The sequence below is a fragment of the Neorickettsia sp. 179522 genome (genome assembly GCF_001593535.1).
Classification (GTDB): domain Bacteria; phylum Pseudomonadota; class Alphaproteobacteria; order Rickettsiales; family Anaplasmataceae; genus Neorickettsia; species Neorickettsia findlayensis.
The window spans coordinates 803273-827791 of sequence record NZ_LNGI01000001.1 but is presented as its reverse complement, the minus strand read 5'-3'; the positions used below and the strand labels follow the sequence as shown (position 1 = coordinate 827791).

Below are 24519 nucleotides of genomic sequence, written 5' to 3'. Positions count from 1 at the left end.
CGAAACAAGGCCAGCGAGGTTTTCAATGGACCTCCACTATGCTCTTAATTGTCTGGTCGCGTTTTTACGATTGCTAAAAGTCCTTTTGGCGTATTGTCTTGGAGAAAGGTGTCTATTTCTTCTCGGTCTGCCATTGCCATACTTATACTTCCGGAAACAATTATGTCGAGAATTTTGTACTTTCTATCTTCCACTGTAACCAGGTAGTCTACTCTTAGCGGTGCACTGCTCTCAAGTTTTTCTTGGAGGACCGTTTGGACTAGATGTCTTTGATTGCCTAAGTCCTCTTCGCGCAGAATTTTATAATATCTAAGCTTTTTAGTCATGAGTTTTGCGTATTTGAGGGAAGTAATCTTCTTATAGCCTTCGGTGAAAGCTTGTAACTCTTCGAGTGATAGCTTACTTATGTTTCTTCCCAGTACGAAGCTCACAACCTTCTGGAAGTCAATGTTTTCCTCAATTAGCTTCATCATATGCTGTAATTTGTCTAGTTCTGAGATATTAGAACTGTTGATAGTTGTCACATTTGTGTATAGAGACGAGATAAACTCACCTGTAGAGTCTTCTGCAAAAGTCTTCGAAGAAGAAAGGAGCGTTACAAACAGCAGCCAGATTAGCCACTTTGTTTTATTCGGACGTAGCATCGTAATTTACTAGGAATGTGCGTGATTTTACATATGGGTCAATGCTGTTTTCAAAAACTATGCTGTAATAATCAATTTCTCTCGCAATTCGGGAATAGTTGTATACTATAAATGATATGAATTTGTGTTGTGTCACGAGATTCAATGGATTTGTAAGAATCTCAAGCAAAGCAGCAATACTGTTCCTTAGTGATGTTGCACCGAACAATGGAAACATTATGAATGGTCCATTTTTCATTCCATATATGGTAAGTGTCTTTCTATAGGAAGTTGCTTTTTTCTCCAGACCTAGAGTTTCCGCTACATCGAATGTCCCGAGTATACCAAGCGTAGAATTAATAAAAAACCGCCAGAATTCTGTTACAGCCTTTTCTGGATTACCTTGTAAAAGATGGTTAATAACATAACTTGGTTCAGAAAGATTATCTACGATGTTAAGAAGTAAATGTTTTGCAGAGTTCATACCTTTCTGTCCTGTCCGAGACTTTCTTGGACTTGTTCCTTGGAAAAGTTTTTTATTAGCAGAAGATTTTAGGTATTTGAAAAGTAGGCTATTCATTTTGAATATCCTCCTATTAAGTTTCTCCATAGGATCGTAGGCTTTTGTTACCGCTGTGCCCGTTTTTTTGGGGTAAGAGAATAGTGTGTCGAGCTCTTCTGTTGTTTTTCCCAGACGCGGTGTAAGAATTAGAAACACGAGTGCAAAAAAAGTAAGAAAGAACCTATTCATCCTACCGAATTTAAAGACCATGGGCATCGATATATGAACGAATGAGTTTTAAATCTTCCCAGGCTAATTTTTTCTGAGCAGGCTGTCTCAAGAGATACGATGGGTGGAACATTACGGTCGTAGTAATCCCTTCGTGAATGAACTGGTTTTTATATTCGTAAAATTTATTTCTCAACATAGAAATTCTGTCTTGGCTTTCTAAAACCGAAGAAGCAGCTGTAGAACCAAGTAGCACGATCAACTTGGGTGATACAAGTCGTATATGGTGTTCTAAGAATGGTTTACAAATCTGTATCTCCTCGGGTGTCGGTCGTCTATTTCCAGGTGGTCTCCAAAAAACTGCGTTTGTTATATATACTTTGGTTCGATCCAGTCCTATAGCTTGAAGCATTTTGTCCAGCAAGTTACCGCTCCTGCCACAAAAAGGAATCCCAAGCTTATCCTCTTGTTCTCCAGGTGCCTCGCCAATCAGCATGATTTTTGCTTCCGGATTGCCATCACAGAAAACCGTGTTTTTAGCACCCTTTTTAAGCTGACAGCCTTCAAAACTGGAGAGAAGTGTCCTGAGTTCGTCGAGGCTCGTTACGCATGTCAGATCTCTTTCCAGAGTTTGGTACTTACAGGCTGTGTTTTCAGCAAACTCTTTCGTATCAACGTGCATTGCGCCAACTTGTGTGATAGATGCTTGGTTAGACAAAGGAATATCAGTAGTCGTAGTCTCTATTCTGAGTCTATCGTAGAATTTAAGGATCATAAGATGACTCGACTTGATATACATGCAGATAAGATAAAACTAGTGCCATTTGATTACATTAAAGTAGTCTTTGTCAATAGGAGCGGGTATATCCTTAGAATATTAAAGTCCTTGCTTGGTCGTAATGCCGTATTATTGGTATATTCTCGAATCCTGCTATTGGGGTTGCTCGATATGCAATACCACGTACGGCCGCATTTCTCGCGCATTCCATGTCTGTTGCGCTGTTACCGATAAAAAGAACAGTTTCTTTCGAGGGAATAATATTGCCTCTCGAGAGAGCGTACAGCAGCGGTGTTGCAGAAGGTTTATCCTGATCTGTATCACCCGAGCCAACCACGACATCGAATCGATCCGTTAATCCAAGAGAATCTACCTCTTTTCTAGGTAATTCATTATATTTATTGCTGACTACACCCGTGAATATACCCTTTTCAGCTATTAAATCTAAAAACGATGTGAATCCTGGGAATATCCGTAAAGGTCCTGGATTCTCAGATTTAAGGTGATCCCTAAATATTGAATAAGCGAAGATCCACTCTTCTCCGAAAATCTGTTTGAAGAAATCCATTCTTTCTGGTGCATTCATGTCCCTATCGAGCACTGGTTTGCCAAAGTAACTCAGCGTTTTGTTCACTGCATTCAGGATCATGAGTCGTGTATCGACAATAGTATCATCCCAATCAAATAATATTGCCTTAGGAGTTACCATTGCTTTGGAGTTCGATTTTTCATTCATTACACTGGGTGCGACTGTTGATACTATGTGCTGTCACATGATTTCTTGCTAACATTTCATCACAACTTATTAAAGTTTTGGCTACGCTATTTGTCACAGCGACACAGATATATTTGTGACACTCATTTAATGTCACACGCTGGTCTAGCAGGACTCCGGAGTACAGATGCGAAGGAAGAAATGTGACCTGGGAAAAGACCTCCGCCTTGATACCCTACGAAAAACAGACCAATCGACAAAAAGCCTAGCACACAAAAAGTCTCATAGTATGCATAAGACCCCGGACCCATGCTAAAATATTCGTTTGAGAATGTTCTTCCTATCAATAATTAGATGCTTTAGGGTTGCTAGGATATGAAGTGCAATCAGGCAAGCGAGCAAATATATGATGACCTGATGTGCGTCATGTGCTGTTTTTGCGATATCTGGATTTTGTGGAAACAACAATGGGAATTCGAAGATCCCAAACCAGGAAACAGCTTTACCTCCACTGCAAGACATTAAGTACCCTGAGAAAGCAGCTCCAATAGTCAAAACATAAAGTAAAGAATGTACAGCACGCAACAAGATAGTCTCTAGTCTGGAAAACTGGCTTTTTGGGGCGCCAAAAAACATGCGAATTACCAGCCTTATGAGCATCAAAGCACCGATCGTCATGCCAATCGCCTTGTGCTTTCCGTAAACAACGAACTTCAAAGGTGGAACCAGATAACTGGTCATAACGAAGCCGCTTATAAGTGCGCCAACTACTGCAAACGCTAAAACCCAATGTAGGATCCTCAGGGCTAAATTATACTTTTCAGGATTATGCATATTCAGCAAACTCAGAATGAACTAGTGCCATGGTAAAGTAATCCTATGTTGTTGTCTACTGAGCATTGAGTTGTACTCTGCTATTTTGTTCCTGAGACTCTTGCACTGCGGATACTTCGCTGTTTTCACAGATATTTCTTACACTATCTGCTTCGAAGTTGCTTATGTCAAAAGAATAAATATGAGTTTCCGGTCTGTTTAGACTGTTTTATCATGTCTCGTGATACTGTTAATTTTATTCTGTTTTGGGAAAACCGTATTCCTATTAATCCACCAAGTTATATGTACAGTCTAATCTAGCATTGATTTCTCTATACAGACTTTTAAATACCAGCGTGTTCAGTTCTGTTGAAGAAGTACTCCTTAATTAGATTCCTGTGTTGCAGTCGATTGCCCTTTTACGATTGAGTCTAGTTCGTTATGGCTTTGTTTTCTTTTCCTAGCAATCAGATACGATGTGACAATTCTGGTTATTGTATGTGGTCATTTCAATTGTCCGTGTATTTGGAAAGCTAAACGATGAATTGAAATACTCACCAAAACGACTTCGTCCTGGTAAGTGCAGGATAAACAGACTCTTCTGAGCAAAATTACCAGATAGAGGAAGATACCTGGCTGGGAAAGCGCATAGATGCGAAGATCTTGTCCGGAGAGTATTTCAGTATTCGTCGGAATCAAATTGTTTTATCTAATCAAGTTTGTGTTACGGATAAAATTCCGTGTTCTTGCTTTTCCCTTTCAAACTTCCTGAGAAGAGTATGTATCAACTGCTTAGTTGACGTAGTTGCATCCATCAGTGGGAGCCTAACATTTGGTGTGATGTATTTGTAGATGCAACTGATGGCGTATTTTAGAGGTACTGGGTTAGTTTCGCAGGACATAGATTTGGCAAGTGGGAAAATGAGTTTATGTAACTTTTTAGTATTGTTATAGTCACCTTCACAGATTGCTCTTTCTAACGCGACCATTTCTTTTGGAATCAGGTTACTCAGTGTAGATACCATTCCATCTCCTCCATTGAGTCTGTGGGCTGCATATGTTGTATCATTCCCTGTGAGTATAGGTACGTTGTCATTTCCGTCACGCAGTATTGTTGGATGTTCAAGATCTCCTGATAAATCAACAACCGCTGATATACCGGGTAGATCCATAATTCTGAGTGTTGTTGCGGTTTCTATATTGATAGAGCACCTATGTGGTATGTTGCACATGACAATGTTTGCCTTTGTTTTGTTTGTAATCTGCCTATAATGCTCAAAGATTCCTTCTTGTTGTGGGCGCAGGTAATATGGTGCTGCAACAAGGAATGCTTCAATTGCTTTGTTTTTTAGACGAGTTATTACATCGATAACCTGTGTTGTAGAACAATGTGGCACACTTACAACCAGAGGTATCCTATTTTTAAGCACGGCTGCTACATTTTTTACCAGGGCGTAATATTCTGATTGAGATAATGAGTGTCCTTCTCCAGTTGAGTCCGCTATTACAATGCCATTTACGGCACTCACTATTTGAACCTCGATTAATCGTTCTAGACTTTCTATGTCTATTGCGTTGCGTTTAAAAGGCGTGATTATTGCTGTAAAAATTCCTTTTATGGTTGATCTGGCTCCCTGCATTCCTGAGATGAATTCGCAACTAAATTATTACTATCATCTTGTTTGAAAAAATAAAATTTTAACTTTCATTGATGAAAAGGGGATACGTTCCAGAATATTGAATTAAGTCTTGGTGCTAGTTGTAGGGAGACTTGTACTTACTTTATATATGTTTACCAGTTGAGGTTGTTCAGAGATTTTTTTTAATGTACAATATCCTGCCTGAGGTTGTAGACCATTTGCGGGCTAAGTGGGTGTTTTATGAAAGTAATAGGTTCTTTGAAGTCAGCGAAAAAACGTGATGCTCGCAATTCGTATGTTGCCAAAAGGGGTAAGCGTATATACGTGTACAACAGAAAAAATCCGCGTTGTAATGTGAGACAAGGGTCCAAGTAGCTCCGTTTGAGTTCGCTGTAGCCTTTAGTTGGTCTCTGGCATTAGCCTATGTTGCTGTCTTTCTTTTTGGTTCCCCTTGTATATGCGTCTTTTGCAGCTGTTGTTGCATTCGCTATTGCACCGTTGCAGTACTTGAAAATCATTCGGCAGGAGACGGCTTCTTCTTACTCTTCCATTTTTTTTTGTGCATTTGAAAAGGGCGGAGCAGCGATAGGGATTTTTTTCGGGGGTGCGATTCCCTACGTTACGATGAACTTTCTTGCTAATCTTTCATTTGGTTTTAGTGACAGGATTTCCGAGATCGTGCTTCCAGTTCAGTACGGTATTCTGGTTGGCATCTTCGTTAGAGCATTCCTCGGAGGAGCAATAGAGACTTTGTTTACCATATATCCTGAGGTACGTGAAATTGTCAGAAACAAAGGTGATCTTGCTGTTGGTAAAGGTCGGGTATTGAGTATACTTTTCCCAGCTTTCTTGAGGAACTCAGTTGCGTGGTTAGGTGCGACTTCGTCCTATGAAATTTCGACCAGGCTGTTTCTGAGCCTGGATAAGTCCCTCTTTTTATCAGTTGTTCTAGGCCTTGTTTTCGGCGTTATTTCTATTCCGTTAGATGTGTTGGTAACACAGAATTGTGCTGCCAGAGAAGAATTGCCGTTGCTAAGACGTGTCCTTCTAGTGGCAACCGATTCTAGCAGTAAATTTTTTTTGGGCAGTACGATCAGGATATTACAAATTAGTATCTATACTGCTGTGACCGTTTCGACGACGTTTATTCTAAGATATTTTGGTATTTAATTTGGACGCATTCGAAATAGTATATGTTCCTGCAACTTTATGATGTTATTTTAGGGGGAGTATTTTTCGGTTCATTTGCTGCAGTTGCAGCTGTGCTGATGTCTCCGTTGCAGTTCCTAAAAATAATGAGGCAACAGACAAGATCTTCGTATCGGAAGATAGCTTTAGATACTTTATCTGATGGTGGTGTGGCTCCCTTTTTTAGAGGTGCGCTTCCGTATGCAGTAATGAATTTTCTGAGTTCCATGTCTTTTGGGATTTCGGAGGCTATATCGGGTATTGCACTGAAAGCATTTTTTCATCCTACTATATTTTTCGTTGTGCTTTTTCGTTCCATGCTTGGAGGGCTTTTGGAAACACTATTTTCTATATGGGCGGAAGTATGTGAAATCAGCAGAAACAAGGGGAAACTAATGGAAAATAAAGCAACTCTTAAAGGTGTCGCGTTACCAATACTTGTGCGCAATATGATCTTCTGGTCTGCTTCTGTGATCTCGTATGAGATTTCAATTGCATATCGCATGAGCCTTTTGAGTGGAACAGCTGTTGGTCTTATTTTTGGGATATTTGCTGCATTACTTTCTATACCTCTTGACGTGGTAGCAACTAGGAATTGTGGTGCTCGTGTGAGGCATGGAATCTTAGCCTGTGTTTGTGCGGTGTTTCTTGGTAAAGAGGATGCGAAACATCTTCTGTACGGTACTGTAATAAGGGTGATCCAAATAGCAATGTTCACGCTTGTGACACTCCTTACAATGTTTGCATTCGAAGCTGTTTTTCACTCTTAAGGTGATGGTTTGCTCGACAAAGCAACTAGGTTAGCAGGCTCCCTTATTGCTGGAATTTCTGATTGCGTCGGTGGGGAAACGACCGCGACCTTGCCAATTTCGTAGACAGCATGCTGTCAAGGTTTTGTTGCCGCGGGAAAACAGTCCAGGTTTACCCTAAGACTAACTCATCCAAGTAGACTCCTTCTTTCCAGTCTATTAATTCCAAACCACGTCTGATTTTGTGTTTGCACTCTGATAACGTCGGGGCACTCACCACTAAATTGAGGACCCGACCACCGTTGGAAATCATCTGTCCTTCTGCATCGTACCTTACGGCAGCGTTGAGAATCTGTAGCCCTTCAACGTTTTGTAGTGCCTTCTCTACATTATCTATCCGGTATCCGGTTTCATAAGAGACTGGATAACCGCGGGTGGCAAGGACGACAGACAGACATACTTCTTTCTTGAAAGAAATCGTAGCTCTATCAAGGTCTCCATTTAATGTTTTGAGCATAAGATCAAGGAGATCAGCGTTTAGGCGTGGCAGTATTGCTTGGGTTTCTGGATCACCAAATCGGACGTTATATTCCAATAGCTTAGGTCCGGAGTTGGTTAGCATGAGTCCCGCAAAAAGGATCCCCTTGTACTGAACGTTAATTGCTGACAACGCATTGATAGTTGGATATATAATCTTCCCGAGTATTTCTTGTTCAGTTTTTTTGTGGAGCAGAACGGGCGAGTAAGCACCCATACCACCGGTATTGTACCTTTTTCCGTCATATGAAATCTGTTTGTGGTCCCTTGCATGGCCAATTGGAAGAATTGTCTGCCCATCAACGAGGACAAAATAACTTAATTCCTGTCCATATAAGAACTCTTCTATTATTATATTTCTGCCTGCTTCGCCAAACGAACCATTCAGCATTGCCTCACCTGCCTCTAGTGCTTCTCCCATGGTTTTGCACACTACGACACCTTTTCCAGATGCAAGTCCATCAGCCTTAATAACTAAAGGGAAGCTTCCAATGTTTTCAATTTGCTTTTTTAAGTTGTTGATAGATGAACAAAAACTGTACTTCGCCACAGGCACACCATTCATTTCTGCTATTTCTTTGGCAAAAAACTTTGATGATTCCAATTTTGCTGCATTTTTTGTGGGTCCAAAAACAGAAATGCTTTCAGCCATAAGAGCATCCGTTACACCCCTTGCCAAATGTTCTTCTGGCCCTATAACTACCAGATCTATTCCTTCTGACTTACAAGTCGACGACATGTACAAGTAGTTTGCCAAGTTGATATCAAGGTATTCTGCGAACTGACTAAAGTTCGGGTTTGTAGTGTAAATCTTGCCAAGCATTGGCGATTCCTTAATTTTAGTGATCAAAGCGTGCTCTCTAGCGCCGTTTCCGACGACAAGAACTTTTTTTAATTGCATTGTCAGATTATAATCAACGGTCATATTGTAGTTTGTTATCGCCCGAATGAGAAGAAAGCTGTATAACTTTTTGCTTATCTGTTTTCTTTGTATTTTTTCTAGCTGTGATATTGGGCAATCAAAAAAAGTTTTGAGCAGTAAAATGCGAGAAAATGAACTGTCAATGTATAACAGCGCGGTTCTGGCACTTAAGAAAAAAAACTACAAGGTTGCAAAGGAGCTTTTCGAAAAGGTAGCTGATATTGCGCCTTTTTCTTCCATAGGGGAAGAAGCAAAGGCGTCCTATACTAAGATACTTTACGATGAGGGGAAGTTTGCTGCGGCTGCAGGTAGTGCCGAAGGATATCTTTTACACTATCCAAGTGGTGCTAGGATGGATCAAATTCTCAGCATAAAGGGGAATGCTTACTTCCAGATGTCAAAGGGTCGTACTAATAGTGGTGAGTTCGCGGATAAAGCTAGAGATGCTTTTACGGTTTTAGTGGATACATTTCCTACCTCTGAGTACGTTACTGACGCACAGCAGAAACTACTCGAGATAAATGAAATCATGGCAGAAAAAATCTTTTCTATAGGGTCCTTCTATTTCAGAGAAATGAGTTACCATGCTGCCATAGCTAGATTCGATGAGTTGGTTCGTGATTATTCTGGGACAAAACTCTATGCTTCAGCTCTCTCAAAGAGAGCTGAAGCATACAAAATGCTCGGCATAGATGTCTCCTCATCGTAGGAGATTTGGGACGGAGTAATGATAAATTGTATGGATGTTCCACTTCTTTTCGGATGTTGACCTTTCGTTTTTTGGCTGATCTTTGAGTTGATGTGTTTGAGCACAATATACTAAACCTAGGGCTGGAAAAAAAACAGTTTCTCAGATCTTATGGGAGGCGTCGTGGTCGAAATTTTAGCGAGAATAAGCTCATCGACTTAGAAAGATTTCTTGCGTCTAGTGAGAAACTTGAAAATCTCAAGAGTGAGATCGTGTTGGAGGTTGGCTTTGGTTTTGGTGAACACATGCTAAAAAAGGCTATAGATCACCCGGATAAAGTATTTGTCGGCGCTGAAGTGTACGTAAATGGTATAGCAAAGCTCCTGGAGCAAGTGAAGCTTCATGAACTATCAAATGTTCTAATTTGGAATAACGATGTTCGTCTTCTTCTGGAAAAGTTGCGTTGTAAAGTTTTTCGTGAGGTATACATACTCTTTCCTGATCCCTGGCCTAAAAAAAAGCACCATAAACGTAGAATTGTAGATGTATCGTTTTTGCAGCTCCTAGGTCGTAGTTTGCATACATTAGCTGAGGTTGTTATTGCGACTGACGATCAAGATTATGCTCAGCAAATATATCAATCTGCCTTGAAAGTCTTTTCTAAAGTTGAAGATACTGAGATACCAAAGAGCGCCACACGCTTCGCCTCGAAAGCAAGTAACAGAATATTCGGTTACAGGATGGTATATAATGCAACTGATGCATGAGTTTTTTCGTTTAGCTCTGTTTTCTGATCTGTGAGTAGAACGCGCACTGGTTATATTTCGGAGCTAGAGGAGCGTTTCCCAAGACTTTTTGCTGCATCATCAACTGGATAGAGCATCCTTAAATGGTTAAATGAGTGTTACTGATAGCTTGAAAGATGAGATATTACACAAGCCGGTGCTTTTGAGCGAAGCTATAAAATTTCTTGCTCCAAAGAATGGTGGTTTTTATGTAGATGCAACATTTGGTGCAGGGGGCTACACTAGGGCTATTTTGAGTAGTGTCGACTGTTTCGTGTATGCTATCGATCGTGATGAGACAGTAAAACGATTCTTCCAGGTCGTAGAGAATGATTTTGCCGGACGTACGAACTTTATAAATGGTAATTTCGTGAATATTGAGGCTCTACTGGGCGAAGTGAAGGTGGACGGGATTGTGTTTGACTTAGGTGTCTCAACAATGCAATTGAAGGTTGCTGAGAGAGGGTTCTCTTTTCTTCACGAGGGTCCTTTAGACATGCGTATGGATAGAAGTACTCTACTAACAGCTGAGACAGTTGTTAACAGTTATACCGAAGTGAAAATTGCCTCCATTATCTACCAGTTTGGTGAGGAGAGAATGTCGAGAAAGATAGCTCATGCAATTGTTAATGCAAGACGCAAAAAGAGAATTACCACGACCAACGGTCTAGCAGAAATCGTGCGATCTTGTTTTCCAAGAAGGCACTATAAGATAGACCCAGCAACAAAGACTTTCCAGGCTCTAAGAATTTTCATAAATGATGAATTGGGTGCTCTCGAATGCGGACTGAGAGCAGCGCTGACAATGCTGAAGGTTGGAGGTAGGATAGTTGTTGTTAGCTTCCATTCTCTCGAAGATAGAATAGTCAAACATTTGTTTAAAAGTGTTCATGGACACGGGTTTAATCTGCTCACGAAGAAGATTGTTGTTCCAAGTAGGGAAGAAGTAAGAGAGAATCCAAGCTCCCGTTCTGCAAGAATGAGAGTGATAGAAAAGGTATAAAAGAGCTCACATTGTGCTCATGAAGTACAATTTCAGATCTTGTGTGCGTATTAAAATTGTTTTTGTACTGGCTCTTGGTTTTAAGTATTGTAAATCGCGCATAAATTGAACAGAACGGTGTTATGCGTGGTACGTTAACACTGACAGCGTAATTCAATTTATACACAGAAACTTGTACAGGGACCCCTAATTTACTTACTCAATTCTCGGTAGTGGAAGTTATCTCCTCGACGGCGAACAGATGCATGGATCAGCGGAATATGTTCCACGATCGTCCAATTATCAATACTTTTATGTTACCAGGAATCTCACCAGTCAGAATTGCTCCTGAATGAATAAGTTTTCCAGGGTTTCGCATTGTGACAGCTTTCTGTAAAATGATTAGTACCCTCTCTACGTATACAAGAATGGAATCCCAAATAGTGTCTTTAATCCTGGAAAGTTTGTCTGTCCATAAGGGGAGAGATATTAAGATTTATGGTGGAAGAGGTATAACAGGTTGCATGGTTGTTGCTTCTTCTGATTCACACAAGCACGTAAAAACTCTGGCTGACTTTGTCGTGAAGCTAAGCAAAGAAAAAGGAATATCTGTGAAGACCGAAGGCTACGACTTAGGTAACTGGGTGCTTATCGACATGGGTGAAGTGATAGTACATATCTTCAAGGATGATGTCAGGGAATATTATGAAGTAGACGCTCTATGGAACTAGAAGAACTGCAATCTTCAATTGGAGTACATTTTAGAAATAAAGAGTTACTTATCGAGGCTTTAACGCATCCAAGTGTTGAAAAATGTCCATCTTACGAGAGATTAGAATTTCTTGGAGATGCAGTGCTGAATTTGGTTGTTGCTTCGATGCTCTATTCTCTTTTCCCCGGTGATCCTGAAGGTAGACTCTCTCACAGACAGAGTGCACTTGTTTGTAAGAGCACTCTCGCGATGCTCGCTCGCCAGATGAATTTGGGTAGTTATATTTACCTTTCAAATTCCGAGGAAGCCTGTGGTGGACGTGAGAAGATAAGCAATCTAGAGAATGTTTTAGAAGCGCTTATAGGCGCCATTTTCCTGGAGGCGGGTTTTGAAACAGTTGCCTGCTTCATTGAGAAACATTGGTACGGTCTAGCTGTCCAATCGGATTCCATTAAGGCAAACCCAAAAAGTGCGCTTCAGGAGCTGCTTCAAGCAAAAGGAATGAAGCCACCAACGTACAGTATCATCAATAAATTGGGACCAGCACACTCACCCATTTTTGAAGTAGAAATCTGCGCAGGCGGAAAAAGAAATAGGGCCACTGGCACAAGCAAAAAAGCAGCTGAGGAAAACGCTGCGAAGCAAATGCTTGAGGATCTGACAGCGGAAACCCGGTAGGAACAAAATGTTCCAAACCGAGTTTCCATATTATCCTCACGCGAGGAATGTACCAAAGGTAGTTGAAACACCAACTTTAAATGCATGCGCAAAAAGAGCCGAAGCATTCACTTCTACTTTTTCTGATTTTCCCTTGTCACCAGTTTCTTCAAATGAAACCTTACCAAGTGGAGAATATTGCAATGAGTACCCAATGGTACCGTAGACAGATTCAGTAAGCGCGATAGAGAGCGATAGATCACCAACAGCAGCAAGGCTCAACTTAGAAGAGAGCTCCCTTTTTTCAAAAGGTTTTTTATCCGTGCTTGTTGGCGTATCAAATACAACATATGTAGGGCCCAAGCCGATTCCACCAATCAACCCAAGACCATCTGCCAAGGCAACTCTTTTCTGTAATTTCAAGATTCCGGAATATAAAGTTGGGGAAGCGAGCATATCAGCTTCTGTTTTCTCACGATCCAAAAAAAGATCTTTTGGGTTTAATACGTCAACTTCTACACCTATATCTGCAAGTCCGGGTACTGGGTAGTAAATCCCTAGGCTCCCACCGTGATTAAAGGTGCTATACTTGCTTAGAGAATCGTGGTTTCCTGCAATAGCTGACTTATAAGATAAGGTGACAAAAGTATCGGAAAGATCATTGGAGAGACCATCCGACTCATCAGCATAGGATGGCTGAACAAACATTTGCAACAACAGGATTGACGCGATAAACGATTTCTTCATATGACACTCAAGAGAACAATAAAAAACAAAACTCAACGGAGAAGTACTGGCAGTTGGTATACTTCCAGTTTAGAAGTTCGCATGCCATGACTATGTAAGCAACTATAATGCTTAGTGTGGTAAAATCAATAAGTTGATCACTTTTTTGTAAAGCTCGTTAAGCCATAGTGAATATTTTGTACAATTGGGGTGGAAATGGTGCTACCGTATCGTATACAATTGCCGGGGTGGCTTGGTCTGCCGGCGTGATGTGCCGTAACCAAGGAGAGAGGCTCACAAAACAATGGAAGAGTATGAAAAATTAGAAAAAATATTTGCAAGAATTGACAGCCTGCAAAAGACTTTGTGTTTTCTTGATTTCGATGTAAGGCTCCACAGTGAATCTGCGAATGAGAAGTTAACCCAAGTAATCACGCTGAAGGAGATTATTCACGATGTTGCGACAAGTGACGAGCTGTATTTCCTGATTGAGCAGGCAAAGCTTAAGGCCAAGGACTTGAACGATTGGCAGAGAGTCAATTTTGGGTTTATGCAGGATTTCTGTGCAAGGAGAAGGGGAATACCATTCGACGTTGTAGAAAGTTTCACAGAGGCTTCGTTTGCTTGTAGGGCGGCTTATGCAGCAGCGAGAAAGGTAAAGGACTTTTCTCTCGTAAAGGAGGAGTTTAAAAAACTCATTGAGGTGGTTGCGCAGATAGCGGCTTTGTATGCAAAAGATTCTAGTGTGGATAGATATTCAGCTCTGTTGAAGGCTTATCAGATCGATCCGGACCATCTTGAACAGCTCTGTATAGGTGTAAGTCCGTTGTTGAAAGGAAAAGTCCAGGGTTTAGGAGAAATTTCCTTGAATAAGCCCCAAGAGAAAGGAGATGCCAAGTGTAATCATAAACGCGTCGTTGAGAAGTTTTTTCCAAAGAATGTGGTTAGAGTTTTTTACTCGGATCATTTTCACCTCTCAGGCGGAGAAAATGGGCTCAAGTTGATTATGCAAGAAGGTGGGAGCGCATTCTTCCCGACATTATTGTTCCTTTTAGGGCAGGGACTGTATATAAGAAATCTTCCATATGACAAATGGAGGACACAGCCGATATGCAATCCAACCAGTATCTCTATGTATGCGGTTCAGGGTTTTTTGTTTTCTCATTTTCTTTTCGAAGAGAAGAACTTTGCTCAGTTTCTTGGTGTACAAGAGAAATCTGAGTATTCGAGTTCAATCATGGGTGCAAACAAGTTTGTTGCGCTTACACACTTGATGATACTATTCTCAATCGAGAAGTCGCTCATAAACGGTGAGGTTTCTGTTGATGATATTCAGAAGCTTTTTGTTGAGGATCTTTCGTATTATTTCGGTGTAAACGATCCGCACGCAAGTATTCTTGATAATCATCATTGGTTTTTTGGTGAATTTTGCTACTATCCTTCTTACTTGAAGGGGATGATTGCGTCTGGACAGATATTCCACGTGTTGAAGTCCGAATGTTCTGGGTTAAAAGAGGAAAAATCGTTAATAAGAAAACTAGTTGCGTGGTTAAGTTCTAATGTGTATACTAAGGGAGCGCGTTGTTCCATGGACGAGTTAATCACTAAGCTTACTGGCGAGCCGCTTGACTGCAGATTTTTCAAGAAATTTGACCAGTAGGTTGTTCCTCCAGTTCTTTCTTTTTAGTGTGCGCTTTACAGGGTGTTGGTTGTGTGTTGCGAAGGAAGTTGTTTGAGGGATCCGTTTTCTTTCGACAGGTTTTAGTGATCCTAGTTGGGTGCTGTGTTACCTTCTTAGACTTGTATACGAAGCGCATGTGCGCTTTAATGCTGGAAGGTGTTACAGAGGTAAAACTTTTTCCCGTCCTTAATTTTGTCAGGGCATATAATACTGGTGTGAGTTTTGGGCTTTTTGGTGGGTATCAGTTCTCGAACATTTTTTTCCTTCTTGTCAGTGTGCCCGCAATAGCATTTGTCTTGTTCTTTTCTCTTCGTGAGAGAAGGCTAGTTGCCTGTGTAGCCTGGGGTTTTATTCTTGGAGGTGCCATTGCTAACTTTGCTGACAGGGTGCGTTTTGGTGCTGTGCGTGATTTTATCGACTTTCATTTTTTAGATTTTCATTGGCCGGTTTTCAATGTTGCTGATGCGGCTATTTTTCTTGGTGTTGTGTTTGTGCTCTTTTATTCAACCAGCAGTAGGATCTCTTTGTCTGGGGGAGATCGTAGAATCAATTAGATGAGAAATATTATGAAGGAGTTTTTATCTTGTTTGCTCTGTGTTTTTTTGTTTCTCTTTTCGAGTCTGGGGCATTCGAAAGAAGACGAGCGTGTCCACTATACATTGAGTAACGGGTTGGATGTTTATCTGATAAAGGATACTTCCCTGCCCATTGTTTCGCATGTTCTACTTTATAAAGTTGGAGGTGCGAGCGATCCTAGGGGCGGTTCTGGGCTTGCCCATTATCTAGAGCACCTAATGTTCAGAAGCTCGAAGAATATTCCAAATATTAGTAAGGAGATAGATGGGTTGCATTCTTTGTACAACGCATTTACCTCCGATTATCGCACGGTTTACCATCAACTTTTTCATAAAGACAAGTTGGAGAAAGTCGTTCGTCTTGAGGCTGAAAGAATGCAGAATCTTGTGATCAGTGATGAGGCTGCAGGGTTGGAACGCAAAATCGTGATAGAAGAGCGCAAAATGAGAGTAGACAACAAACCAGTTGTAAAACTCGAGGAAGAGATGATGGCGGCCTTTTATCGGAATGAAACAGGTTGGAATGTTATAGGTTGGGAGGAAGAGCTTGAACTTTTTGATGCTGCGCTGGCGCAAAGAATGTACAATGCATGCTATCGGCCGTCAAATGCGGTACTTCTTATTCTTGGAGATATCGATGTTGCTGAAGTAAAGGGATATATAGAGAAGTATTATGGTGTCTTGAAAAATTCATCTTCTCGGTGGCGTTCGTGTTTTGGTAATTTTGCAGAGCCAGCACATCATTCGGACATAAATGTCAGAATGGTCAATTATAAAACAGAAGACAGGGCTCTAATATACTTTTTTCCGGCGCCTAATATTTCAACAGAAGAATATGCTGCGATGTTAGTGGCTTCTCAGGTATTAGCAGGTGGTAAGACAAGTGTATTGGGTATGGAGCTTGTTCACAATCTCGGGCTCGCACTCAATGTTTCGGTAGATTATGATTATTTCACTCTTCGTAAGGGGATCGTTGAAATAGTTATCACTCCGCTGAATCCAGACGTGAAGTTAGGAGTTCTCGAGGAAGGTGTTTCGGGTATCATGTCAGAGGTTATCAAGAATGGTGTCAATATCGAAGATATTGAAGCTGCAAAAATGACACTGAAAGTCTCCTTAATGAAAGCTTTGGACGGTTTCAGTGCTCGCAGCATTAGTCACGTTGTTGCCTTGTCTGTAGGTGCTGATTTTGACCACTTCCAGAAATTGGCAGAACGTATCTCAACTGTAACGCCGGAACAAATTAACAATGCAATTATGCAATTGATGAATGCGAAGAAAGTAATCGGGTACTTAGATAAATAGATATGCTTAGAGGTCTTGTCTTTGTTTTATTTTTTGTGATGTGTGGGTTTTCCCATGCAGTTGATACTCAGACCTTATTCAAGATTAGTGAAGTTGAGAGTAAGTATGGTGTGAGAGCGTGGTTTGTTCATAAAGATGATGTTCCATTGGTCTTTTACAGTTTTGTGTTCAAAGGGGGGGGCTATGCATATGATCCAAAAGCAAAACTCGGGTTGGCAGCCCTTGTTGTGGAGGTTCTTAACGAAGGTATAAGTGGTACAACCAACAGAGATTTTGTAAAAAGTCTTGAAAAAATAGGTGGTAAAATAGTATATGACCTTGGAACAAATGATCTTGTGGTAACTGTGAGTGCTCCAAAGGAATCCATAAGGCAGGCGATTGAGCTTTTTTGTGCGTCAATAGCAAAACCAAAATTGGACGACGAAACTCTGTCAAAAGTGAAAGAAAGACAAATTTCACAACTTAAGAGAGCTGAAGGTGATCCGGTATCTATTGCTAAGACGGAATTTTTCAAGGTTGCGTTCCCAGATTCAGGCTATTCGAATGTCCGTTGGGGACGCGTCGAAACGGTTAGCGCAATAAAGGCGGAGGATATAAAGACGAAAATTGTCAACGTTTTTAACAGAATCAACATGAGGATTGCAGTTCTTGGAAACACTCATGCTGATGATATCAAGTCCGTGTTGGACGATTATCTCATAGAGTTCCCTTTGACAATGATGGAGGTCAAAAAGCTTGAACAGCCTGTTTTCCGCACCTCAGGTGAGTGTATTTCAGTCGAAAAAAGTATCCCGCAGAATATTATTTTGTTCGGGCACACCGGAATGAGTCCAACAGACAAGGACTTCTACAACCTGGTGGTATTAAATCACATTCTTGGAGGTCCTGGACTTGAGTCGTTGTTGATGCAAGAAATTCGTGAACGCAGAGGCCATACGTATGGTATATACACGCAGATAATGCATTCGGCGGTTAACTTGTTGTTCGGTTTTGCTACAACAAGCAATGATAGCGCTCCTCAGGTGAGGGAGGAAATATTAAACGTGCTGAATGAGTTAAAACGTTCTGGGTTAACCTCTGCTAGTGTTGAGAAAGCTAAAAGCCATTTACTGGATACTTTTGTCCTGAAAATGGATAAGTCAGCTAATATGTTGGATATGCTTGTGCAAATGCAACAGGAAGGTTTGGGGATTGATTACATGCAAAGATACTTAGAGGGAATACGCAAGGTAAAAGTCGAAAATCTAAACTTATTTATAAAAGATTTTTTGAATCCTCAGTCTGTACTCTTTGTTAGTGTTGGCGCAAAGGCTTCATCCACTACCGGCGCAAAGGTTTGTCCAAAGTAATAGAGATATATTGAGAGGCTTTTGCTGCATAAATGAACATGATTCTTGTTATACATGGTGTGTCAATCACGTTAACTCAGTGGTGGTTCTAGCCTTTTTTTTAATTCCAGTGTAGAATCTGGCTCTGTGTGCACCCTTAGCTCAGCTGGATAGAGCGTTTGACTACGGATCAGAAGGTCAGGGGTTCGAATCCTCTAGGGTGCTTGGGTAACCTTAGTTTTCTGAGGACTGATTCCCAGTACCAGCTGGCAGTCTGGTTTTTTTGTACTCTAAGACGGTATTTGTAGGTGGGTTTGCTTCTTGCTGAGAGTTGGAGCGGCTACCTTTAGATAACACGCTATCTTTGTGTTTTTTCCGTCTCTGTATGTTTTCCCTAAGTCTCTTCGCTAAGACGTCCTTACTAATCTTTGACATAGCGCTACCCGTGTTTAAAAACGATTACATCTCCGTCTTGTATGATGTATTCACGGCCCTCTGAACGAACCTTGCCGAGTGCTTTACACTTTTGCTCACCACCGAGAGTGATATAGTCCGTGAAGCTTATTACATCGGCCTTAATGAACTTCTTTTCGAAGTCCGTATGAATGACTCCGGCCGCTTGAGGAGCTGTAGAACCTCTTTTGATAGGCCAAGCTCTTGCTTCTTTTTCTCCTGCAGTGAAAAAGACAACAAGGTCAAGAAGCCTTGAACTTGTCTGGATCACCTTATTTAGTTGTGATTCTTCTAAGCCAAGTTCATTCAAGAAAAGTTTGCGATCCTCTGGTGAGTCTAACAGAGAGATTTCCGCTTCTATTGCCGCGGAAACCTTAACCGCTTCGGACATATTGTCCTGTGCGAATTTTTCTGCCTGTTTGCTGAAATCGTTTCCTGAAATGACATCTTCTTGTGGAACATTACACACGTATAGAACCGGTTTTGCACTTAATAGATGCAGTTCTCTAAACGTTTGATCCATTAGATCACATGGAAGAGGATTTTTTTTATTTAATATCTCCAGAGCTTGTTCTATCGTCTGAGCAGAGGTTTTACTTTTTTTAAGACGATTTTCTAGACTCTGAATGTCTGCGAGGAGCAACTCAGTTTTTATGATTTCCGCATCGTACACTGGGTCTACCTTCCCATGAACGTGTCTTATGTTGTCATCCGGAAAACATCTCAGAACGTGTATTATAAGGTCTACTTCTCTTATGTGGGAAAGGAACTTATTACCTAATCCCTCACCTTTGTTCGCTCCCTTAACTAGCCCCGCAATATCAACGATTTCTAATTGGCTGAATACAATTTTTTGTGCCGCTGAAATTTCGGCTATTCGAACAAGGCGTTCGTCATATTCTGGTACTTTAGCAATATTTGGTTCTATTGTACAAAAAGGATAGTTTGCAGCTTCGGCTGCTTGCGTTTGCGTCATCGCATTAAACAGAGTCGACTTTCCGACATTTGGAAGTCCGACGATCCCGCACTTTAAGCCCATATCTAGAATTCACCACCTGGTGGGAGTCTACACTTTTTGCTGTTTTTACGCAACTTTTAACAATGGAAGACGTAGTGAACTGCTTTATCCTAAAAAAAACTTCATAAGTTTTTTGTGCAAATAGCTGTGTTTCTAATGAGAAATTAGTTTAGTGAGGTTCTTATCTACTGGGAACCCGGGAATTTATCTCATTCTAAAAGATATTTATACGTATTGCGGGTGTTACTTTGTTTTAATCTGGTGTTTTTGAGACTCACTAGTGCTGACTGTGGTGGTCTGTAGTTTATTATGTGGTTTGTATAGGATAGATGTCGCTGCAGCCGTTGTACTTTTTTATGTTTGCTAGACTTCTGATAGTAGATTTTCTGCACCGTTTTTCAGTTTACTGTGTCGGGTGGGTTTGTGTAGTTGCTGTAGCGATATGGCATCCACAGTTCTTTGTATCAATTTGTTTGTATACTTAACGTTAAACGTTCGATTTGCCATCGATTATGAGTTTCTTTTGATCCAAACAGATGCAAAGGTATGCTACCAGTGCTTCACTAGGGTCCTGTATTGACAGGAATAGTTTTTCATGAGTTTTGTGTTAGCCCACGAAAGCCATTTGATCTCATAGAGACAACATATATCGTTGGTATTTAGGTATGTGGATAATCCTTTTCTAAAGGTCTGATCTGGATAGTAATCTTATTGTGGTAATGTGCTTGCACTAAATATGTTTATGAATGCTCAGCCATCATTATGATTCGTGTTATGGCGTGTCCTCCTATTTGGAACTTGTCTTTCTATCTTCAGGACTGTGGCACCAACTTCGGTTCGAGCGTAGGCTAAGCTCTAGTTTGTTTTGTGGGTGGTGCCCCAATGGTGTGTTTATTACATTGTTCGTGCTATTGTTCCCAGTTCTACAAGTTTCTTGGCGAAGCTAGTTGCGTCTTCGAGATTGTCATTGCTGAACAGCTCTCTTAGTGCTGAATTAGTGAGTAATTTTTTCAAATTAGCAACTGCTTCATTATTCTCAAGCGATGCTTTGAAGTGAGGAGAAGTTAAGATTTCGGTTGCGTGTCCAGCTGTTGTTTCGTTTTTGAACAGATTGTTAAAATGTTGATTCTTTATCAAGTCATTTAATTTGCCGTGTTGATGATGCTAATTATAAAATCTATCACTCTTTTGGCGATTCCTTTATCCGTGAACGCTTCCCCAAAAAATTCGTTAGTAAGTATATCTTCTACTTCTTCACTAGCTGGACCTGCGAACAGCTTTTTGAAATTCTGATTTGTGAGCACATTCTTCACTTTATCTTTTCCCGAACATTCAACGAGTTCTTCGAAAGTGCCGGTCCTATCTGTAAGGATGTTTTTTATTGTGTCTTTGCCTGCACCTTTTAGAATTTCCTTGAACTTGCTGCTTTTTAGTATTTCCTTTGCCGTCTCATCTTTTAGTATTTCAGCCGCATTGCTGTTCTTGAGTAACTCAGCTGCATTCGCGTTCTTTAGGACTTCTCCGGCAGTATCATTCGTTATAACAGCACTGGCTATACTATCGGTAAGAATAGCTGTTGCATTGTGGTCAGTTAGTATGGTTTTTACGGTGCTAGCTTTAGTTTTATCTTCAAATAGTTCTTTGAAGTTTTCGCTGGTGAGTACATCTTCCAATTCTGCCTTACTCACGCCTTTTGATGCACTAGCAAAATTCGGATCTTTAGCCAAGCTGAGAAAGATTCCATCTATTAGATTTTCGAAATATGTGTCATCGGAAAGTACGCTCAAAAGTGTATCGCCTGGCATAAAAATTATTTATCTTAAGAAATTTACTAAGAAATGGTAGCTTTAAGTTATAAAAAATATATAAAATTGTAATGTTTAAGATTGCCAAGTTTTACATCTATTTTTAGCTATAGAAAATTGCATAAAGCCTTATTTTTTCTTTCATGCTAGAAGACGCAAAGTTTGCGTATAGATTGCCTAATGTAAAATTAGGATATAGCAACTTACAGGAACTATCGGAGCGCAGTGGTGTCAATTTACGTACGTTTTGATTATTGACACTTCCGACTTATCTTCTATGTTGTTGTGCCAAGGATGAGTATTTTGGTCTGGGAGTTTAGAGGGTCTAAGCTATTTTGGACTGTTCTTTTGATATGTGTTATCAAAACTTGAGCTTAGCCTACGCTCGAACCGAAGCTGGTGCCACAGTCCTGAAGATAGAAAGACAAGTTCCAAATAGGAGGACACGCCATAATACAAATCATAATGATGGCTAGATGTTGTCGCTATGTGACGGGAGTTCGCTTTAGAGCAGTTCCGGTTAGGGTAGGTGCTATATTCTAGCAGCAGGAAAAAGAGTTTATATAAATCCTTCTTGTTGTTTAGTGTGGGTAGAGTAGGATACTTTACCTTCTGCTACTTCAATGAAAGAGGGAAAAGTTTCTATGTAATTTCGCTTGGGCTGAGTTGTTTTACCCCATCCTATAATTAATTAACCGCATTACGGAGAGTGACTGCAATAGTCTCGCAATGTGGATTGGTAAAATCAGTATCTAATTCCTTTCTTTTCGTGCAAAGCTGTTCTCCAAAGCTTTTTAATTTCTCGGCATAGTTGGTGTTGTCGCTCTCTGTAAGTAAACCCTTTAGGCTAGCCAAGGCTCCTTCAAGTGCTTGCAGTTTTTTTGGGTTGTCCTTACATGTTTCAACTAGGGGTTTAAGCTCACTCTTGGTAAAAATTGCTTTAACAGCTTGGGCGCTATCTGTTTTGTCAAATAACCCTTTAAAGCTGTCATTAGTAAGGAGGTCTTTGAATTCGTTTTTACCTGCACTTTCTATAAGCTCTTTAAATTTACCCGTGCTGTCTGTAAGAATTTCTTTTAGTACGTCTTTACCTGCACCTGTTATTGTTTCTTTAAACTTACTGTTTTTTAGTACTTCTTTAGCTGTTTCGCTCGTAAGAATTTCCTTAGCATTGGCGTCTTTTAGTACATCGGCTGCATTTGTGTTTTTTAATATATCTTTAGCTGTGGTGTTTTTTAGTACTTCTTTAGCCGTGCCGTCTTTTAGTACATCTTTAGCTGTTTGATCCGTAAGGATTTCCTTAGCATTGGTGTCTTTTAGTACTTCTTTAGCTGTGCTGTCTTTTAGTATCTCGGCTGCATTGGTGTCTGTAAGTACCTCTTTTACATTATTGGCTTTCGTATCGTCCTCAAATAATTTTTTAAAGTTCTCATCTGTAAGAAGGTCTTTTACTTTCTCCTTACCAGTGCTTTCTATGAGCCCTTTAAAGTTACCTGTGCTGTCGATAAGTATGTCTTTTAATATATCTTTACTACTACTTTCTATTAGGTCTTTAAACTTCTTGGTGCTGTCTGTAAGGATGTCTTTTAACTCTGTCTTTCCATCGCCTTTGAGTATTCCATTGAAAACCGTGTCCTTAATTAGGCTGAGGAGAAGTGTATCAGTTAAGTTATTGAAATGCGTTTCATCGGAAAGTACGCTTAAAAGTGTATCGCCTGCCATAACAATATCGAAATAAATCCTAAAACCCCAGTGAAAGAGGGAAAAGTCTCTATGTAATTTCGCTTGAGCTGAGTTGTTTTACCCCACCCTATAATCAACTACTACTACCAGTGCAACTTACTGTAAGGTTCTTGCAACTACCGTTGGTAAAGGTGCTATCACACTCACTTCTTTTACTGCAGAGATCCTTTCCAAACTCTTGCAATTTCTCGGCATAGTTGCTGCTGGTGCTCTCTGTAAGTAAACCCTTTAGGCTATCCAAGGCTCCTTCTAGTGCCGTCACTTTGTTTGGGTTGTTCTTACATGTGTCAACTAGGGGTTTAAGCTTATCATTGGTAAAAATTGCTTTAACAGCTTTGGCGCTATCTGTGTTCTCAAATAACCCTTTAAAGCTGTCATTAGTAAGGAGGTCTTTGAATTCGCTTTTACCTTGACTTTTTATAAGATCTCTAAAATTACCATTGTCATCTGTAAGAATGCCTTTCAGTATGCCTTTACCTTGACTTTCTATAAGCTCTTTAAATTTGCCAGTGTTATCCGTAAGGATGTCTTTTAATTCTGTCTTTCCATCGCCTTTGAGTATTTCATTGAAAACCGTGTCCTTAATTAGGCTGAGGAGAAGTGTATCAGTTAAGCTATTAAAATGTGTGTCATTGGAAAGTACGCTTAAAAGGGTATCGTCTGGCATAGTGGTTTTCGTATCAAGAATTTTATGCAAGCATAATACTTCCTGGTTATGAAAAATGTATAAAGTTGCTGAATTTTATATCCATTTTTATTACGAAAGATCATGAAACTGTAATATTCTATCCCCCTTATGCTAAAAATGTGAACCATAAAGTATTTATTATTACAAACCGGTTGGGATATGATGAGCTGCTGCTCAATTGGGTCCCGACTGTACCTGAGAAATACAGTCGGTGGTCTTAGATTTTAATTATTTCTTTTTTGATTGAGACTTTTTTGCATTCTTTGCTTCTTCATCCAGATGCTTCAAGACATTCATGATTGCCTTGTTTTCGGTTCTTGCGTCGTCCTCTGGAAGCTTGCCGTCTTTTTTATCATGTTCAAGAACTTTGATTGTTTCTATCAGGGTCGGATTGTATCTAGGATCATGATCTATAACATATGAGATTTCGTCTTTTCTTTGCAGATTTGGAAGCTCGCGCGATAGGTCTTTGTCGTCACAAATGAGACTAAAGTCTTCTATACTACCCTCAACATGAACAAGTGCATCATCGTCATGTAAAGGAAATTCTAATGACATCATGTTTGTACCCCTTTCCAATGTATTATTTCTGAAGTCGCTTTTTTGTCTTGAAAATCCGCCCAACAGCTGAACTTTGCCTGCTGCACAGAATTGTCTGGCCAGAGTCTAGCTCGGAAA

25 protein-coding genes and 1 tRNA gene are annotated in these 24519 nt (G+C 40.3%); 13 read left to right on the top strand and 13 right to left on the bottom strand.

Annotated elements, in window-relative coordinates:
• Window positions 1-44 precede the first annotated feature (44 nt).
• From AS219_RS03815 to dapA, 6 genes are all read right to left on the bottom strand, one after another.
• Window positions 45-644: an ABC transporter substrate-binding protein gene (locus AS219_RS03815; RefSeq protein ID WP_067980283.1), complete on the bottom strand. Its 600-nt coding sequence runs from the start codon at window positions 642-644 to the stop codon at window positions 45-47.
• The gene (locus AS219_RS03810; RefSeq protein WP_231861872.1) at window positions 628-1374 is read right to left on the bottom strand and encodes a VacJ family lipoprotein; all 747 of its coding nucleotides are present in this window, start codon (window positions 1372-1374) and stop codon (window positions 628-630) included. The genes AS219_RS03815 and AS219_RS03810 overlap by 17 nt, the downstream gene beginning before the upstream one ends.
• A gap of 10 nt (window positions 1375-1384) precedes the next feature.
• Window positions 1385-2128 carry a uracil-DNA glycosylase family protein gene (locus AS219_RS03805; protein ID WP_231861871.1) on the bottom strand — a complete coding sequence of 248 codons (744 nt, stop codon included), beginning with the start codon at window positions 2126-2128 and terminating at the stop codon, window positions 1385-1387.
• Window positions 2129-2222: 94 nt separating this feature from the next.
• A complete protein-coding gene (locus AS219_RS03800; RefSeq protein ID WP_231861870.1) occupies window positions 2223-2840 on the bottom strand; it encodes an HAD family hydrolase in 618 nt (205 codons plus the stop codon).
• 318 nt (window positions 2841-3158) lie between these two features.
• Window positions 3159-3680: a cytochrome b gene (locus AS219_RS03795; protein WP_082784598.1), complete on the bottom strand. Its 522-nt coding sequence runs from the start codon at window positions 3678-3680 to the stop codon at window positions 3159-3161.
• A 692-nt stretch (window positions 3681-4372) separates the two neighbouring features.
• The gene (gene dapA / locus AS219_RS03790) at window positions 4373-5299 is read right to left on the bottom strand and encodes a 4-hydroxy-tetrahydrodipicolinate synthase (protein ID WP_067980275.1); all 927 of its coding nucleotides are present in this window, start codon (window positions 5297-5299) and stop codon (window positions 4373-4375) included.
• A gap of 240 nt (window positions 5300-5539) precedes the next feature.
• Between dapA and AS219_RS04010 the strand changes: the two genes are divergently transcribed.
• The 3 genes from AS219_RS04010 to AS219_RS03780 are packed head-to-tail and all read left to right on the top strand — an operon-like array spanning window position 5540 to window position 7257.
• Window positions 5540-5674, top strand: coding sequence for a ribosomal protein bL36 (locus tag AS219_RS04010; protein ID WP_011452297.1), 135 nt, complete (start codon window positions 5540-5542; stop codon window positions 5672-5674).
• A 48-nt stretch (window positions 5675-5722) separates the two neighbouring features.
• On the top strand, window positions 5723-6469 hold the full coding sequence (locus AS219_RS03785; RefSeq protein ID WP_067980273.1) for a hypothetical protein: 747 nt from the start codon (window positions 5723-5725) through the stop codon (window positions 6467-6469).
• Between the two features lie 23 nt (window positions 6470-6492).
• Window positions 6493-7257: a hypothetical protein gene (locus AS219_RS03780; RefSeq protein WP_067980271.1), complete on the top strand. Its 765-nt coding sequence runs from the start codon at window positions 6493-6495 to the stop codon at window positions 7255-7257.
• Between the two features lie 151 nt (window positions 7258-7408).
• On the opposite strand, the gene purD is transcribed toward AS219_RS03780, so the two are convergent.
• Window positions 7409-8698, bottom strand: coding sequence for a phosphoribosylamine--glycine ligase (purD, locus tag AS219_RS03775; protein WP_067980268.1), 1290 nt, complete (start codon window positions 8696-8698; stop codon window positions 7409-7411).
• A 22-nt stretch (window positions 8699-8720) separates the two neighbouring features.
• On the opposite strand from purD, the gene AS219_RS03770 reads away from it, so the two are divergent.
• From AS219_RS03770 to rnc, 5 genes are all read left to right on the top strand, one after another.
• Window positions 8721-9404, top strand: a complete 684-nt coding sequence (locus AS219_RS03770; RefSeq protein ID WP_067980265.1) for an outer membrane protein assembly factor BamD — start codon at window positions 8721-8723, stop codon at window positions 9402-9404.
• A gap of 92 nt (window positions 9405-9496) precedes the next feature.
• The gene (gene trmB / locus AS219_RS03765; protein ID WP_067980262.1) at window positions 9497-10150 is read left to right on the top strand and encodes a tRNA (guanosine(46)-N7)-methyltransferase TrmB; all 654 of its coding nucleotides are present in this window, start codon (window positions 9497-9499) and stop codon (window positions 10148-10150) included.
• A 130-nt stretch (window positions 10151-10280) separates the two neighbouring features.
• The gene (gene rsmH, locus AS219_RS03760; protein ID WP_067980260.1) at window positions 10281-11171 is read left to right on the top strand and encodes a 16S rRNA (cytosine(1402)-N(4))-methyltransferase RsmH; all 891 of its coding nucleotides are present in this window, start codon (window positions 10281-10283) and stop codon (window positions 11169-11171) included.
• Between the two features lie 407 nt (window positions 11172-11578).
• Window positions 11579-11881 (top strand): ribosome silencing factor, encoded by a 303-nt coding sequence (rsfS, locus tag AS219_RS03755; protein WP_160095957.1) that lies wholly within the window; start codon window positions 11579-11581, stop codon window positions 11879-11881.
• Window positions 11872-12540 (top strand): ribonuclease III, encoded by a 669-nt coding sequence (gene rnc, locus AS219_RS03750; RefSeq protein ID WP_067980254.1) that lies wholly within the window; start codon window positions 11872-11874, stop codon window positions 12538-12540. The genes rsfS and rnc overlap by 10 nt, the downstream gene beginning before the upstream one ends.
• A gap of 36 nt (window positions 12541-12576) precedes the next feature.
• Here rnc and AS219_RS03745 read toward each other — a convergent pair whose 3' ends face one another.
• Window positions 12577-13266: a hypothetical protein gene (locus AS219_RS03745; protein WP_067980252.1), complete on the bottom strand. Its 690-nt coding sequence runs from the start codon at window positions 13264-13266 to the stop codon at window positions 12577-12579.
• Between the two features lie 283 nt (window positions 13267-13549).
• Between AS219_RS03745 and AS219_RS03740 the strand changes: the two genes are divergently transcribed.
• The 5 genes from AS219_RS03740 to AS219_RS03720 all read left to right on the top strand — a co-directional run bounded on the left by AS219_RS03740 (window position 13550) and on the right by AS219_RS03720 (window position 18359).
• Window positions 13550-14905: a carboxypeptidase gene (locus AS219_RS03740; RefSeq protein ID WP_067980248.1), complete on the top strand. Its 1356-nt coding sequence runs from the start codon at window positions 13550-13552 to the stop codon at window positions 14903-14905.
• A 26-nt stretch (window positions 14906-14931) separates the two neighbouring features.
• The gene (gene lspA / locus AS219_RS03735; RefSeq protein WP_369814143.1) at window positions 14932-15480 is read left to right on the top strand and encodes a signal peptidase II; all 549 of its coding nucleotides are present in this window, start codon (window positions 14932-14934) and stop codon (window positions 15478-15480) included.
• On the top strand, window positions 15481-16806 hold the full coding sequence (locus AS219_RS03730; RefSeq protein WP_231861869.1) for a M16 family metallopeptidase: 1326 nt from the start codon (window positions 15481-15483) through the stop codon (window positions 16804-16806). It begins immediately after the preceding gene.
• 2 nt (window positions 16807-16808) lie between these two features.
• Window positions 16809-18155: a M16 family metallopeptidase gene (locus AS219_RS03725; protein WP_067980244.1), complete on the top strand. Its 1347-nt coding sequence runs from the start codon at window positions 16809-16811 to the stop codon at window positions 18153-18155.
• Between the two features lie 130 nt (window positions 18156-18285).
• A tRNA-Arg gene (locus AS219_RS03720) sits at window positions 18286-18359 on the top strand.
• Window positions 18360-18573: 214 nt separating this feature from the next.
• On the opposite strand, the gene ychF is transcribed toward AS219_RS03720, so the two are convergent.
• The 5 genes from ychF to AS219_RS03690 all read right to left on the bottom strand — a co-directional run bounded on the left by ychF (window position 18574) and on the right by AS219_RS03690 (window position 24402).
• Window positions 18574-19626, bottom strand: coding sequence for a redox-regulated ATPase YchF (gene ychF / locus AS219_RS03710; protein WP_067980238.1), 1053 nt, complete (start codon window positions 19624-19626; stop codon window positions 18574-18576).
• Between the two features lie 1121 nt (window positions 19627-20747).
• Complete coding sequence (locus AS219_RS03705) at window positions 20748-21410, bottom strand: hypothetical protein (RefSeq protein WP_231861868.1); 663 nt, start codon at window positions 21408-21410, stop codon at window positions 20748-20750.
• Between the two features lie 687 nt (window positions 21411-22097).
• A complete protein-coding gene (locus AS219_RS03700; protein ID WP_067980235.1) occupies window positions 22098-23132 on the bottom strand; it encodes a hypothetical protein in 1035 nt (344 codons plus the stop codon).
• A gap of 94 nt (window positions 23133-23226) precedes the next feature.
• Entirely contained in the window at window positions 23227-23820 is a 594-nt protein-coding gene (locus AS219_RS03695) for a hypothetical protein (RefSeq protein WP_067980232.1), read from the bottom strand.
• A 249-nt stretch (window positions 23821-24069) separates the two neighbouring features.
• Complete coding sequence (locus AS219_RS03690; RefSeq protein ID WP_067980600.1) at window positions 24070-24402, bottom strand: hypothetical protein; 333 nt, start codon at window positions 24400-24402, stop codon at window positions 24070-24072.
• Window positions 24403-24519 lie beyond the last annotated feature (117 nt).